This is a genomic window from Mobilicoccus sp. (genome assembly GCF_032060985.1).
GTDB lineage: Bacteria > Actinomycetota > Actinomycetes > Actinomycetales > Dermatophilaceae > Mobilicoccus.
The window spans coordinates 77,427-92,474 of sequence record NZ_DAMBGD010000017.1 but is presented as its reverse complement, the minus strand read 5'-3'; the positions used below and the strand labels follow the sequence as shown (position 1 = coordinate 92,474).

Annotated in this window: 12 protein-coding genes; 8 read left to right on the top strand and 4 right to left on the bottom strand. The window is 72.3% G+C overall.

Annotated features, from left to right (window positions below; genetic code table 11):
- The first annotated feature begins 93 nt into the window (after positions 1-93).
- The 5 genes from RT054_RS13110 (at position 94) to RT054_RS13090 (ending at position 7,109) form a co-directional block, all read left to right on the top strand.
- Positions 94-1,806 carry an ABC transporter gene (locus RT054_RS13110; RefSeq protein WP_396837302.1) on the top strand — a complete coding sequence of 571 codons (1,713 nt, stop codon included), beginning with the start codon at positions 94-96 and terminating at the stop codon, positions 1,804-1,806.
- Entirely contained in the window at positions 1,803-3,533 is a 1,731-nt protein-coding gene (locus RT054_RS13105) for a GTPase (RefSeq protein WP_313024279.1), read from the top strand. Before RT054_RS13110 ends, RT054_RS13105 begins: the two co-directional genes overlap by 4 nt.
- A gap of 175 nt (positions 3,534-3,708) precedes the next feature.
- Complete coding sequence (locus tag RT054_RS13100) at positions 3,709-4,305, top strand: single-stranded DNA-binding protein (RefSeq protein WP_312719061.1); 597 nt, start codon at positions 3,709-3,711, stop codon at positions 4,303-4,305.
- A 69-nt stretch (positions 4,306-4,374) separates the two neighbouring features.
- The gene (ettA, locus tag RT054_RS13095; RefSeq protein WP_312719060.1) at positions 4,375-6,057 is read left to right on the top strand and encodes an energy-dependent translational throttle protein EttA; all 1,683 of its coding nucleotides are present in this window, start codon (positions 4,375-4,377) and stop codon (positions 6,055-6,057) included.
- Positions 6,058-6,230: 173 nt separating this feature from the next.
- Entirely contained in the window at positions 6,231-7,109 is an 879-nt protein-coding gene (locus tag RT054_RS13090; protein WP_312719059.1) for a pseudouridine synthase, read from the top strand.
- Positions 7,110-7,112: 3 nt separating this feature from the next.
- Here RT054_RS13090 and RT054_RS13085 read toward each other — a convergent pair whose 3' ends face one another.
- Positions 7,113-8,054: an acyl-CoA thioesterase gene (locus RT054_RS13085; RefSeq protein WP_396837301.1), complete on the bottom strand. Its 942-nt coding sequence runs from the start codon at positions 8,052-8,054 to the stop codon at positions 7,113-7,115.
- Here RT054_RS13085 and RT054_RS13080 point away from each other — a divergent pair.
- Both RT054_RS13080 and RT054_RS13075 read left to right on the top strand, forming a co-directional pair.
- Positions 8,053-8,562 (top strand): acyl-CoA thioesterase, encoded by a 510-nt coding sequence (locus RT054_RS13080; RefSeq protein ID WP_312719055.1) that lies wholly within the window; start codon positions 8,053-8,055, stop codon positions 8,560-8,562. The two genes, RT054_RS13085 and RT054_RS13080, sit on opposite strands and share 2 nt — an antisense overlap.
- Positions 8,559-9,254, top strand: coding sequence for a hypothetical protein (locus tag RT054_RS13075; RefSeq protein ID WP_313024272.1), 696 nt, complete (start codon positions 8,559-8,561; stop codon positions 9,252-9,254). Before RT054_RS13080 ends, RT054_RS13075 begins: the two co-directional genes overlap by 4 nt.
- A 32-nt stretch (positions 9,255-9,286) precedes the next feature.
- On the opposite strand, the gene RT054_RS13070 is transcribed toward RT054_RS13075, so the two are convergent.
- The 3 genes from RT054_RS13070 to RT054_RS13060 form a co-directional block, all read right to left on the bottom strand.
- Positions 9,287-11,056: a glycoside hydrolase family 13 protein gene (locus RT054_RS13070; protein WP_313024322.1), complete on the bottom strand. Its 1,770-nt coding sequence runs from the start codon at positions 11,054-11,056 to the stop codon at positions 9,287-9,289.
- Between the two features lie 60 nt (positions 11,057-11,116).
- Positions 11,117-11,518, bottom strand: a complete 402-nt coding sequence (locus tag RT054_RS13065; protein WP_396837300.1) for a globin — start codon at positions 11,516-11,518, stop codon at positions 11,117-11,119.
- Between the two features lie 70 nt (positions 11,519-11,588).
- Complete coding sequence (locus RT054_RS13060; protein ID WP_313024270.1) at positions 11,589-12,605, bottom strand: mechanosensitive ion channel family protein; 1,017 nt, start codon at positions 12,603-12,605, stop codon at positions 11,589-11,591.
- A gap of 237 nt (positions 12,606-12,842) precedes the next feature.
- On the opposite strand from RT054_RS13060, the gene malQ reads away from it, so the two are divergent.
- Complete coding sequence (gene malQ, locus RT054_RS13055; protein ID WP_313024269.1) at positions 12,843-15,026, top strand: 4-alpha-glucanotransferase; 2,184 nt, start codon at positions 12,843-12,845, stop codon at positions 15,024-15,026.
- Positions 15,027-15,048: the final 22 nt, after the last annotated feature.

Sequence of the window (15,048 nt, the reverse complement as noted above, 5' to 3'; positions counted from 1 at the left end):
TCGTCCTCCGGCGGCAGCACCGCCCTCGACGCGACGCGCACCCAGCTCGTCCACGACGACGCCGTCCAGGGCGAGATCGTCGAGGCCGAGATCGTGGACGCCGACGCGGTGGACGAGGTCGCCGTCCTCTACTCGGCGGTGACGGGTCTGCGCGACGAGGTCGCCGCCTCCCACCTGCCGCTACAGACCGCCGACGCCGAGGCGGCCCGTCGCGGGCGGGGGGAGATGCTCGACCAGTTCGACGACTACATCCTCCCGCGCCTCGCCGACATCGACGCGCCCCTGCTCGCGGTCGTCGGCGGATCGACCGGGGCGGGCAAGTCGACCCTCGTCAACACGCTCGCCCGTCGCGTGGTCACGCGCAGTGGGGTGCTGCGCCCCACGACCCGCGCCTGCGTCCTCGTCCACCACCCCGACGACGCCGGCTGGTTCACCACCCCACGCGTCCTGCCCAACCTCACCCGCCTGAGTGGTGCGGTCGACAACGACGACCCCGCTGCGCTGCGCCTCGCGGCCGCGGACGGGCTCCCCGCCGGCATCGCGCTGCTCGACGCCCCCGACATCGACTCCGTCGTCGCGAGCAACCGCGACCTCGCCCGTCAGCTCCTCGGCGCGGCCGACCTGTGGGTCTTCGTCACCACGGCCGCGCGCTACGCCGACGCCGTGCCGTGGGAGATGCTCCGCCGCGCCGTGGAACGTGGGACGTCGGTCGCGATCGTCCTCGACCGCGTGCCCGACGGTGCGAGCGACGAGATCGCCGAGCACCTCGGGGGCATGCTCGTCGACGAAGGTCTCACCAACTCGCCGGTGTTCGCGCTCGGGGAGACCACGCTCACCCCCGACGGGATGCTCCCCGAGGACGACGTCGCCGACCTGCGGGCCTGGCTCTCGCGCCTCGGGGAGGACCAGCGCGCCCGTGGACTCGTCGTCCGGCGCACGCTCGACGGCGCCCTGGACTCCCTCGGGGGACGTGTCCGAATGCTCGCCGAGGCCAGTTCGACCCAGGTGCAGACGGTCGAACAGATGCGCGCCGTCGTCGACGTCGCCTACGCCGAGGCCCTCGAGGGCATCGCGCAGGGAATGAGCGACGGCACCCTGTTGCGGGGCGAGGTCCTCGCCCGGTGGCAGGAGTTCGTCGGCACCGGCGAGTTCCTGCGGCAGGTCGAGGTCGGCTTCGGACGCCTGCGCGACCGCGTCACCGCGATGCTCAAGGGCCGGCCGGCGCCGGCGGCCGAACTCGGCGAGGCCCTGCAGTCCGGCGTCGCCGACCTCATCCTCGCCAACTCCGAGGAGGCGACGACCACGGTGCTCAAGCGCTGGCGCAGCATCCCGGGCACCGCGGCCGTCATCTCGGCGCACCCCGAACTCACTTCTCCGCCGGTCGGATTCGACGACGACGTCCACCGCCTCGTGCGGGACTGGCAGAACGACCTGCTCGACCTCGTCCGCAGCGAGGGGCAGGACCGCCGGACGACCGCGAGGGTGCTGTCGATGGGCGTCAACGCCGTCGGTGTCGTGCTCATGCTCGTCGTCTTCAGCCACACGATGGGGACGCTCGGCGGCGCGGAGGTCGGCATCGCGGGCGGCTCGGCCGTCGTCGCGCAGCGCCTGCTCGAGGCGATCTTCGGCGACCAGGCCGTCCGCACCCTGGCCGCCAAGGCGCGCGCCCGACTCCTCGACCGCGTCACCGCCCTGCATGCCGAGCAGAAGGCCCGCCTCACGGCGGCCATCGACGAGATCGACGTTGATTCCGCCCAACCCCGGCGTCTGCTCGACGCCGCGGCGGCCGTGGCGGTGGCCCGATGAGCGAGAAGGGACTCACCCGGGTCCGCAACCCGCTCAGCAGGCGCACGCGCCGCCCTGCCGCTCCCAGCCCCGAGCAGCTGAAGGACGCGGTCGGCGGCCTCATCGGTGCGCTCGACGCCGGCGGCGAGTACCTGCCGGCCGCCAAGACGGCGTCGGCGCGCAAGGTGCTGCGCAAGTCCTCCGAACGACTCGAGCTCGTCGGCGGCCACACGATCGTCGCGCTCGCAGGCGCCACCGGCAGCGGCAAGTCGAGCCTGTTCAACCGGCTCGTCGGCTCGGCCGCCTCCACCGTCGGGATGCTGCGGCCCACCTCGACGACGATCACGTCGGCCGTGTGGGGCGAGGACCCCGCGACGCCGCTCCTGGACTGGGTGGGGTCGGCCAACCGGCATCGCGTCAGCCGTGAACGCGCCGAGCGCAGCGGGGTGGGGGAGGACCTCGACGGTCTCGTCCTGCTCGATCTGCCCGACGTCGATTCCCACCGCCTCGCCCATCGCGCCGAGGCCGACCGAGTCCTCGAACTCGCCGACGTGTTCGTGTGGGTCACGGATCCGCAGAAGTACGCCGACGGCGTCCTCCACGAGGACTACCTGCGCAAGCGACGCGCACACGAGGCGGTCACGCTCGTCGTCCTCAACCAGGCCGACCGGCTCGACGCCGAGGAGGCGCAGGCCTGCCGCCGGCACCTGCACCACCTCCTCGTCGAGGACGGGCTGCCGAACGTCGAGGTCCTGCTCGTCTCCGCCCGCACGGGTGAGGGCATGGACGCCCTCCGCAGCGCGCTCTCGACCGCGGTCCATGCCGCCACCGCCGCGCGCGTCCGGCTCCTCGGAGACCTCTACGCCGAGGCCGCCTCGCTGCGAGAGGACGTCGCCGACACCGAGGCCACCGTCGAGGCCGAACCCGATCCCGCGCTCGTGGCCGGGCTCGCCCGCACCGCCGGGGTGCCCGTTGTCCTCGCCAGCGTCGAACGTGACTACCGGGCCCGCGCCTCCCGGCACACGGGCTGGCCGATCACACGACGGCTCCGGGCTCTGCGGCCTGATCCGATGCGCCGCTTCCACCTGGATCAGACCGTCCTCGCCAAGGGGGGCAGGAAGCGAGGCAAGGCTCAGAGCACCGCCGATGCGGAGATCGGGGCGGTCCTCGCCCGTTCCTCCCTGCCCGAGGCCACCCCGGCCGCGCGGGCCGCCGTCGCCACGCTCATGCGACGAACGGCGACGAAGGCCTCCCAGGGGCTCCCGCCGCTGTGGGCCGACGCCGTCGAGGCCGCGGCCGGTCCCGATGAGAACGACCTCGCCGACGCTCTCGACCAAGCGATCGTCGGCACTCCGCTGCGGGGTCGCACACCGTCGTGGTGGTACCTCATCGGCGCACTGCAGTGGATCTTCGTGCTCTGCGCGGTCGGCGGCCTGCTGTGGCTCCTGTTCCTGTGGGCCATGGCCGCGGCGCAGCTCCCGCTCCCGCAGACCCCGACCTACTCCGGTGTTCCGGTGCCCACCGGAATGCTCCTCGGGGGGCTGCTGGGCGGGTTCCTGCTCTCGATCCTCTGCCTCCCGCTTGTCGGGCTGGGGGCGCGTCGGCGCCGGCGCACGATCGAGAAGCGGCTCGACGACGCGATCGCGGGGGTGGCGAAGAACCGGCTGCTCGCGCCGCAGCACGAGCTCCTCACCCGCCATCGCCAGACGCGGGAGAACCTCGATCGGGTGCTCGCCACGCGGACCTGAGCGTGCTCCCCGCGCGAGGGGGCCCGCGCCGGCGTCGTCGTCCCGTCGTCCACACCCTCGAACCGCGGCCGGGATCGTCCACAGGATCGGGACGGCTCCCGGCGCGGTGTCTCGCCGACGGTGACGGTGGAGGGGTCGGCGTCCGCCGACGTCCGGCCTCATCCAGGAGCACGAGATGAACGAGACCCACGTGACGATCCGCGGCAACACGACCGAGGAGCCCAGGACCAAGACGACGGCCAAGGGCGAGCCGATGACCCTCGTCCGGGTGGCGTCGACACCGTGGCGGTGGGATCCCGAGCAGCGCACCTATGTGGACGGCACGACGAACTTCGTCACCGTGGTCGCCTTCCGGCAGCTCGCCACGCACCTCGCGAAGTCGGTGCACAAGGGGGACCCCGTGATCGTCCACGGCGAGCTGCAGGTCTCCCAGTGGGACCAGCCCGACGGCCGCAAGGGCACCAACGTCGAGGTCCGGGCCTTCTCCGTGGGGCACGACCTCTCCCGGGGCGTCGCCGCGTTCAGCCGGTCCAATGGCGGTGACCATTCGCGCTCGGGCCCGCCCGCGGCGGCGACCAACGCCGAGGGATCCTCCGGCGGGTGGGGCTCACCGGGTCCCACCGGGGGGAACGGCCAGGCGGGAGCGGCATCCGGCGGCTGGGGCTCACCGGGGACGGCCGTGGGGAGCGCCCAGACGGGCGCGGCGGGAGGGGGAAGCGGCGTCGATCCCTCCCGGGCCGACACCGACGACTACGTGGTCACGAGCATCTGAACACCGGCGGTGGCGGCCGCGCTCCGGGGCGATTCGGAGCGTGGCCGCAACACGGATAGCCTTCGGGACATGGCCGAGTTCATCTACACCATGACCAAGGCGCGCAAGGCGGTCGGCGACAAGCTGATCCTCGACGACGTGTCGATGTCGTTCTACCCGGGCGCCAAGATCGGCGTCGTCGGCCCCAACGGCGCCGGCAAGTCGACGATCCTCAAGATCATGGCGGGGCTCGACCAGCCGAGCAACGGCGAGGCGCGGCTCTCACCCGGCTACACGGTCGGGATCCTCCTCCAGGAGCCTCCGCTCAACGAGGACAAGACCGTCCTCGGCAACGTCGAAGAGGGGGTCGGCGAGATCAAGGCGAAGGTCGACCGGTACAACCAGATCTCCGCCGAGATGGCCGAGCCCGACGCCGACTTCGACGCGCTCATGGCCGAGATGGGCACGCTTCAGGAGGAGATCGACCACGCCGACGCGTGGGATCTGGACTCCCAGCTCGAGCAGGCGATGGACGCCCTGCAGTGCCCGCCGCCGGACGCCGACGTCTCCGTCCTCTCCGGTGGTGAGCGTCGCCGCGTGGCGCTGTGCAAGCTCCTGCTCTCCAAGCCCGACCTGCTGCTCCTCGACGAGCCCACCAACCACCTCGACGCCGAGAGCGTCAACTGGCTCGAGCAGTTCCTCGCGAACTACCCGGGCACCGTCCTCGCCGTCACCCACGACCGGTACTTCCTCGACAACGTCGCGCAGTGGATCGCCGAGGTCGACCGCGGCCGCCTCTACCCGTACGAGGGCAACTACTCCACCTACCTGGAGAAGAAGGCCGAGCGCCTGCAGGTGCAGGGCAAGAAGGACGCCAAGCTGCAGAAGCGGCTCAAGGACGAACTCGAGTGGGTGCGCAGCAACGCCAAGGGCCGTCAGGCCAAGAGCAAGGCGCGTCTCGCCCGGTACGAGGAGATGGCGGCCGAGGCCGAGCGCACCCGCAAGCTCGACTTCGAGGAGATCCAGATCCCGCCGGGCCCGCGGCTGGGCTCCACCGTCATCGAGGTCGAGAACCTCACCAAGGGCTTCGGCGACCGCGTCCTCATCGACGGCCTGAGCTTCACTCTGCCGCGCAACGGCATCGTCGGGGTCATCGGGCCCAACGGCGTCGGCAAGACGACGCTCTTCAAGACGATCGTCGGCCTCGAGGAGCCCGACTCCGGCACGGTCAAGGTCGGCGACACGGTGAAGATCAGCTACGTCGACCAGTCCCGCGAGGGCCTCGAGGCGAACAAGACCCTGTGGGAGGTCGTCTCCGACGGTCTCGACCACATCCAGGTCGGCAACGTCGAGATCCCGAGCCGCGCCTACGTGAGCCAGTTCGGGTTCAAGGGCCCGGACCAGCAGAAGAAGGCCGGGGTCCTCTCCGGCGGTGAACGCAACCGCCTCAACCTCGCGCTCACCCTCAAGCAGGGCGGCAACCTGCTGCTCCTCGACGAGCCGACCAACGACCTCGACGTCGAGACCCTGGGCAGCCTCGAGAACGCACTCCTCGACTTCCCGGGCTGCGCCGTGGTCATCAGCCACGACCGGTGGTTCCTCGACCGCGTCGCGACGCACATCCTCGCCTACGAGGGCACCGACGAGAACCCCGCCGCCTGGTACTGGTACGAGGGCAACTTCGACGGCTACGAGAAGAACAAGGTCGAGCGCCTCGGCGAGGAGGCCGCCCGCCCCCACCGCGTCACCCACCGCAAGCTCACCCGCGACTGACGCCCGCGCGCCGATGGGGTGCTGTGCGCGGCACGACACGACGGCCCCGCGGCACATCGGTCCTCATGGCTCGACGTCGACGACGCCCGCCCCCGCTCCCACCACGGGAGGGGGCGGGCGTCGCGCGTCTGGGGCTCCCGGTGGGAGGGCCGTGGCCGACGGTGATCGAGGCGATGCGTGAGATCACGGGAGCGGTCGTGGAGGTCGACCGACGCCTGGCGGCGGGCGAGATCGTGCTCGCCGACGGCACGATCGTCACCGAGGCCACGACGTACGAGGAGGGCCGTCGTCGCGGGGGGTCGGTGTGGACCTACCGGGCGTGGCCGCACGAGGACCCGGTGCCGGGCGAACTCCTCACCCTCCATCGGGACGCGGATCTGCTCGTCGTCGACAAGCCACCGTTCCTCGCGACGATGCCCCGGGGGAGCCATGTGCGGGAGACCGTCGTCGGACGGTTGTGGGCGGCCGGGGAGCTCGAGGCCGCACCGGCCCACCGGCTGGACCGCCTGACGAGTGGGGTCCTGCTCCTCACCCGCCGTCGGGAGGTGCGGGCGGCGTACCAGGACCTGTTCGCCCACCGCCGGGTGGAGAAGACCTACGAGGCGCTCGTGCGCACCGACGCCCGTCCCGCGGACACGTTGCCGGGGGTCGTGCGGTCACGGATCGTCAAGGAGCGCGGCAGCCGTCGCTCCCGGGAGGTGCCGGGGGAGCCCAACGCCGAGACCCACCTCGAGGTCCTCGCCGCCCAGGGCGGTGTCGCGCACCTGCGACTGCGTCCGCACACCGGCCGGACCCACCAGCTCCGCGTCCACCTCGCGGCTCTCGGCACTCCCATCCTCGGCGATCCGCTCTACGGCACCGTGGACCGTGTCGATCATCCCGCCCGCCACGATCCCGACCGCGACGATCCCGGTCGCCAGGATCACGACCATGAGGATTCGGGCGAGGAGCCCTTGGCGCTCCTCGCCCGCGAACTCTCCTTCGTGGACCCGCTCAGCGGTCGGCGACGCACGTTCACCTCGCGCCGCCGCCTGTGCGGCGGCGACGACTGACGATCAGGACTGCTTGAGGCGCAGCATGCCCTCCTGGGCGACGGTGGCGACGAGGACACCGTCCTCGCGGAACACGTGCCCCATGCCGAGGGCGCGCCCGCCCTGGGCGGAGGGGGAGGCCTGGGTGTAGAGGAGCCACTCGTCGGCGCGGAAGGGCCGGTGGAACCACATCGAGTGATCGAGGCTCGCAGCCCGGATGCGCCGGTCGCCCCAGGCGATGCCGTGACGCCGCAGGGCCCCTTCGAGGAGGTTGTAGTCCGAGGCGTAGGCGAGGACGGCGGAGTGCAGCAGCGGGTCGTCGGGCATGTCGCCCTTGGCGCGGAACCACACGCTCTGCTCGGAGGCGGTCACCCGCCGGGGACGCCCGTAGAGGTGCCCCTGGCAGTGACGGATGTCGATGGGCCGGGTGCGCGACATGTACTCGCTCACCGGGTTGCCGAGGGTCGAGAGCTCGTCGTCGTCCGAGTGCAGGGTCTCGGGGTCGGGCACCGCGGGCATCATCGCCTGGTGTTCGAGGCCCTCGTCATGCGTCTGGAAGGAGGAGATCATCGAGAGGATCGGCCGGCCGTGCTGCACGGCGTGCACCCGACGCGCCGAGAACGACGACCCGTCGCGCAGCTCCTCGACCTCGTACCGGATCGAGGAGTCCGGGTCTCCGGGCCGCAGGAAGTAACCGTGCAACGAGTGGAGCAACCGGGGCGCGCCCTCGAGCGCGGCGACCGTGCGTCCGGCGGCCACGAGACACTGCGCGACCACCTGCCCACCGAACACCCGGCCGTGCGGCTGGGGTTGGCTCCGGCCTTCGAACACCCCGGACTCTCCGGGCGCCGCATCGAGATCCAGGATGTCGAGGAGGTCGTGGAAGGGGTCGAAGTCCTCGGGGGGCAGGGTGACGTTCACACCCGTGAGGGTAGCGGCAACGCCGTTTGGCAGGATCGCCCCCATGACCTCAGGCGAGCACACCACCACCGCATCCCCCTCCGACACGACCGACACGGGCACCGCGCCCGGCATCGTCGTCGAGATCCCCCTGCGGTGGTCGGACATGGACGCCTACGGCCACGTCAACAACGCGACGTACGTCACGCTGCTGGAGCAGGCACGCATCTTCGCCCTCGACGAGTGGTACGGCCACGGGGGGCTCCTCGAGTCCGGTCTCCTCGTGAGCAACCAGGAGGTCGACTACCTCGCCCAGCTCACCTACCGCACCACGCCCATCGCCGCCCGGGTGTGGTGCAGCCACATCGGCGCCGCGAGCTTCACGATGGCGTGCGAGCTCCGTGACCCCGAGGGTGCGGGGGACACCCGGTACGTCCTCGCCGAGACGACCCTCGTCCGGTTCGACACCCGCGCGGGGCACAGCCGCCGGCTCGACGCCGACGAACGGGCCGTGCTCGAGCGTCACCACGGCGACCCGGCCCCGCTGCACCGCCGCCGTCGGGCCGCCCGGTGATCGGGACCCCCGGGCATCTCGAGCTCGTCGACGACCGCGACGCGGCCGACCTCGCGACGTTCCTCGGGAGGGCGCGACGCCTCGGCGCCACCGCCGTGCGCCTGCAGGCCTCGGGACGGATCCTCGCCGTCACGGTGTGCGCGCTCGCCGGCAGCGGCCTCATGGGGGAGGGCACGGTGCTCGGGATGAGGGTCTTCGCCCTCGCCGACGACGCGGCCTGCGATCGCACCGTGGGGCTCGACACGGTTCTCACCGCACTGTCCCCGGGCCCTCGCGAGGAGGCCGTCGACCGGCGCCACGACGCCGAGGGACCTGACGCCGAGGGACCCGACGCGACGACCACTCCCGACACGTCCGAGGGGCACACGCGCCTCACCGTCCCGGGCGTCGTCGTCGTGGAGCCGTGGTCGGGGATGTCGGCACCTCGCGGCGGCTGGGAGCCGCTCGGGGTGCTCCCCGGTGCCGAGCTCGTCGCCGTCGCGAGAGCGGGGATCGCCGAGGTCGCGGCCGCCGACGGCGCCGCGCGGGTGCGGGACGCCGTGTGGCGCAGGAACATCCCGGGGACGTCCCTCCCCGCCGGGGCGGCCCTCGCGATCCACGGCCTCGGGTTCGCCGCTCCCGAGGTCCCCCTGCACATCCATGGGCGCTGGGCACGCCTCACCACCCCGGCCGGGTACGTCCTCACCCGCTGACCCCGGCCCCGACGAGCACACCTGGGGCCTTGTCAGGGGAGGGCGACCCAGGCGGCGGTGTCGACGGGCAGCCGGCCCGCGTCGAGGGGTCCGCTCGTCACGAGCAGCTCCCCTTCGGGGAGGCGGATCGGATCCTCGCCGAGGTTGAGGACGACCCGCGTGCGAGGTCCCTCACCGCCGCCGCCCTCGATGCCCTGCAGGTCGTAGGCGACGACGTCCGGTGGCGTGTCGGCCACCTCGGCCACGCCGGCGCGCCCCAGGCCGCGGTCCCGGCGCACCCGCAGCAGCGTGCGGTACAACTCGAGGGTCGACCCCTCGACCCCGCGCTGCCGGTCGACGGCGAGCTCTGCGTAGCACGCCGGCTGGGGCAGCCAGGTCTCACCGGTCGTGTTGAACCCGGCCGCCGGGGCCTCGCCCTTCCAGGGCATGGGGATGCGGCAGCCGTCGCGTCCGAGCTCCCTACCCCCGGAACGGTGGAACGCGGGGTCCTGGCGCACGTCGTCGGGCAAGCCCGTGTGGTCGGGCAGTCCGAGCTCCTCACCCTGGTAGAGGTACGCCGAGCCGGGCAGGGCGAGCATGAGGGTCGTCGCCGCGCGGGCCCTGCTCAGGCCGAGCTCGGCGTCGGGCTGCGGGTCGTCGGCGCCGATCCCCGACGGGCACGGCACGTCGACGGGAAGCCCGAGCCGGGAGGCGTGTCGCACCACGTCGTGGTTGGACAGGACCCACGTCGTCGGCGCGCCCACGAGGTCGTTGCCGCGCAGCGACTCCCCGACGGCCGCCTTGAGGTCCGGGGCGCGCCACGCGGCGTTGAGGTAATGGAAGTTGAAGGCCTGGTGCATCTCGTCGGGACGCACGTAGAGGGCGACCCGCTCGATGGGCTCGACCCACGCCTCGGCGACGAGGATGCGCTCGGAGTCGGGGTCGGGGGTGCCGTCGGGACGTGCCCTCCCGTACTCCTCCAGGGTGGCGCGCCAGCCGCGGTAGATCTCGTGGACACCGTCCTGGTCCCACATCGGCGACTCACACGTGGGCCGATCGCTCACGCCGGCCATCCGTGTCGTGTCGTCCCAGTCGGGAAGGCCCTCCCGTTTGACGAGGCCGTGGGCCACGTCGACGCGGAATCCGTCGACTCCGCGGTCGAGCCAGAACCGCAGGATCGCGTCGAACTCGGCGCGGACCTCGGGGTTCGTCCAGTCGAGGTCGGGCTGTCCGGAGTCGAAGAGGTCGAGGTACCACTGTGCCTTGTGCAGGAGCCGGGTCGCCCCGTTGCCGTCGTCGTCGAAGACGGCCGACCTCGCCTTCGTCCAGGCCGGACTCCAGAACACCGACCGCCAGTTGTTCGGCGGCTGGGCACCGAAGGGTCCGCGCCCGTCGCGGAAGAGGTAGCGCGCCCGCTCGGGGGATCCGGGGCGGGCTTCGAGGGCGGCACGGAACCACGGGTGTTCGCGACTCGTGTGGTTCGGGACGAGGTCGACGACGACCTTGAGATGCAGGTCGTGAGCCCGGGCGATGAGCGCGTCCGCATCGTCGATCGTGCCGAAGAGCGGGTCCACGTCCCGGTGGTCGGTGACGTCGTACCCGGCGTCGACCATCGGGGACCGGTAGAACGGCGAGAGCCACAACGCGTCGACGCCGAGGTCGACGAGGTGCTCCAGATGCGCCGTGACGCCGGGCAGATCACCGACTCCGTCGCCGTCGGCATCGGCCCAGGAGCGCGGATACACCTGGTAGATCACGGCATCACGCCACCAGGGGGCGTCCGGGGGACCGGGAGGGTGGAGCTGAGCGGGGGATTCCGTCATCACACCGCGAGTGTGCCGACTGCCGGCGGCGGTGTGGTCAGGAAAAGATTGGGGGCTAGATCACCCTGGTTCGGGGCTGTTGACGAGCATGTCCGCGGCCCGCACGAGGTAATCGCGGAGCGCGGCGTCCTCCGGCGGCGCCAGCTCGACGGTGTCGACGGCCGCGAGCATGTGCCGTAGCCACCGATCGCGTTGGGTCGGGGTGACGGCGAACGGCACGTGCCGCATCCGGAGCCGGGGGTGGCCACGCTGCTCCCCGTAGGTGGTCGGGCCGCCCCAGTACTGCTCGAGGAACATGCGCAGGCGGTCCTCGGCCGGTCCGAGGTCCTCCTCGGGGTAGAGCGCGCGCAGGTCGGGGTCGCCCGCGACCCCACGGTAGAACTCGCGCACGATCTGCGAGAACGTCTCGTGGCCGCCCATCCGCTCGTACGGGGTGGGCTGCGGGGCGTCGGGGGTGCTCACGGGATCCTCCAGGGGCGGGGGTCGGGCAGGGCGGGCTCGCTCGCGCGGAGCGTACCCGTGCGGCCCCGGCTCACGGCCGGGGGTCGACGGCGGACATCCCGCCCGCCGGGGTCGGCGGCACCACGGGCACGATCGGGCCCCGCACCCCGGCCGCGTCGAGAGCGGTGACCCCGCGCTCGCGGAACTCCCGCTGCACGGCCCAGTGGGTATTCGTCTGGCACTTGGCGAAGGTGCGGATCGTGAGGGCGGTGCCCGTCACCGATTCGACGCCGGCGACGCTCGGCGGTGAGAGGAGTTTGCGCCGCCACACCGGGTCGTCGTACATGTTCGAGGCGACCTCGCGGAGCACCTCGATGACCTTCTCCGAGGACTCCCGGGGGGAGACGGGGATGTCGATCGTCGCCGTGTTCCATCCCTGCGAGCGGTTGGCGATGCGCACGATCTCGCCGTTGCGGACGTACCAGATAACGCCTTCGAGGTCGCGCAGACGCGTCACCCGGAGCGTCACCTCCTCGACGGTGCCCTGGACGTCACCGGTGTCGATGAAGTCCCCGACGCCGTACTGGTCCTCGAGGATCATGAACGTCCCCGAGAGGAAGTCCTTGACCAGGCTCTGGGCGCCGAAACCGAGGGCCACGCCGCCGACGCCGGCGGAGGCGAGCACCGGGCCCATGTTGATGTTGAGCGCGTCGCCGATCATGAGCACCGCGGTACCCCACACGAGGATCGAGGCGATGCTGCGCAGGACCGACCCGAGGGTCTCGACGCGCGCCCGCTGTCGTTCGGTCGCGACGAGTCCGGACCGTGAGATGACACGCCCCGCCTTGCGCCCGTATCGGCGGAGGACGGGCAGTTGCGCCGTGGGCGTCGGGTCGACCGCGCCCATCGTCGTCGTGTCGCCGCCGGCGTGCCGCTCGACGAGGGAGGCGACGAGGCGGTCGATCGCCCGGTGGATGAGCCACCGGATGAGCCAGGCACCCAACAGGATCACGAGGATCTGCAAGGGGATGCCGAGGAACCATTCGATGGCCGAGGCCCACGTGAGCGAGGGCGGCGCAGATGGAGCAGAGAGGAACGAGCCGAGCATGTCCTCCATGATCCCCGCCGGCCCTGGACATTGTCTGGTCGGCTTCGGGACAACGCGTCGACGGAGGCCGAAGGGCAGGCTCCCACCGGGGTCGGCACCGGCGCCGACACGCGGTCGGCCCGGGGGCGACGGCGGTCCGGGAAACGGCCGGTGAGAGGGGGCGAGGCCCGGCGCCGACCGCCCCTGCGAGACCTTAGGATCGACCGTGGCTCGCCCCCCACAACGAAAGCGCTCCTCGTGAACGACTCCGTCCTTTCGCCAGACCTCGCCGAGCTCGCCCGTCGGCACGGTGTCGCCACCGAGTATTGGGACTGGCAGGGGGAGCATGTCACCGTCTCGGCCGACGCCATCCACTCCGTCCTCGCCGCCCTCGAGGTCGACACGAGCACCCCGGAGGCGGTGTCCGCGGCCATCGCGGAGACCGAGGTGGCGCCGTGGCGTCGCCGCGTGCCTCCGGTGCGGGTGGTCACGGTGGGGGAGAGCGCGACGGTCGCCGTCCACGTCCCGCACGGGGACGCCGTGCGCGTCTGGGTCGAGCTCGAGGAGACCGGTGAGCACCGCGATCTCGCGCAGGTCGACCGGTGGGTGGATCCCCGACAGGTCGACGGTGCGCTCGTCGGCGAGGCCACGTTCGCCCTGCCCCAGGACCTGCCGACCGGATGGCACACGCTCTCGGCCGAGCACGACGGCGAGGTCGCCTCGGGGCGGCTCGTCGTCACCCCCGCCCGCCTGCAGCTGCCCACCCGCGTGGCCGCTCACGGGGCCGCCGGGCTCATGAACCAGCTGTACTCGGTGCGGTCGCGACGCTCCTGGGGCGTCGGTGACCTCGGCGACGTCGCCGAGCTGGGCGCCTGGGCCGCCCGCACCCTCGACACCGATTTCATGCTCATCAACCCCGTCCACGCGGCCGAGCCGATGGCGCCGCTGGAGGCGTCGCCGTACCTGCCGACCTCGCGCCGGTTCGTCAACCCCGTGTACGTCCGCGTCGAGGACGTCCCCGAGTACGCCGAGCTCCCCGCGGCGGACCGCGCCCGCGTCGTCGCGCTGGCCGACCGGGCCCGCGCGCTCAACGTCTCCGACGAGATCGACCGCGACACCGCCTGGACGCTCAAGGAGCAGGCCCTGCGGATCCTCTTCGGCCGCCCCATGAGCATCCGCCGCGCCGCCCTGTTCGAGGCCTACTGCGAGCGCGAGGGTCGGGGACTCGTCGACTTCGCGACGTGGTGGGCACTCGTGCGCACGTACGGCGCCGACGAGGGCGACTGGCCGAGCGACGTGAGCACCCCCGGCGCCCCAGGGACGGTCCGCGTGCGCGAGGAGCTCGGCGAGGAGGTGTCGTTCGCGATGTGGCTGCAGTGGGTGCTCGACACCCAGCTCGCCACGGCCCAACGCGAACTCACCGACGCGGGGATGTCGATCGGGGTCGTGCAGGACCTCGCGGTGGGCGTGCACCCCAGGGGCGCGGACCGGTGGGCTCTCGGCGACGTGTTCGCGAGCGGCATCACCGTGGGTGCACCCCCGGACCCGTACAACCAGCGCGGCCAGGACTGGAGCCAGCCGCCGTGGCGCCCCGACCGCCTCGAGGCCCTCGCCTACGCACCCTTCCGCGACATGGTGCGGGCGGCCCTGCGGCACTCCGGGGGCCTGCGCATCGACCACGTCATCGGCCTCTTCCGGCTGTGGTGGGTGCCTGCCGGCGGTCTCCCCCTCGACGGCACGTACGTGCGCTACGACCACGACGCACTCATCGGGATCCTCATGCTCGAGGCGCAGCGGGCGGGCGCGATCATCGTGGGCGAGGACCTCGGCACCGTCGAACCGTGGGTGCGGGACCACCTCGCCGAGCGGGGCATCCTCGGCACGTCGATCCTGTGGTTCGAGAACACCGACGACGGCACGCCCCGCGCGCCCGAGGCGTATCGCCGCCTGTGCCTGGCGTCGGTGACGACCCACGACCTTCCGCCGACGGCCGGGTACCTCACCGGTGAACACATGCGGATCCGTGAGGACCTCGACCTCTTCACCCGCCCGGTGGAGGTGGAACGCGCCGAGGACGAGGCCGCGCGAGAGCGCATGCTGCGGGCCCTGCGGATGCGCGGGCTCGTCAGCGACCTCGGTGGCGAGGAGGTCGAGCTCGAGGACCTCGTCGAGGCACTGCACCGGTATGTCGGCGCCTCACCCGCCGCGCTCGTCGGCATCGCCGTCCCCGACCTCGTCGGCGACCGCCGCGCGATGAACCAGCCCGGCACCCACCTCGAGTACCCCAACTGGCGGCTCTCCCTGGCGGGTCCGGACCGGCGCCCCGTGATGTTCGAGGACCTCGTCTCCTCCGGTCTCGCCCGGCGGCTCGCCGCGAGCGTCGACCGGGGCGACCACCACGGCACGCCCGACACCCTCGACGAGGTGCTCGACCGCTCCTGATTCCCCCCCGCCCACGGGTGAT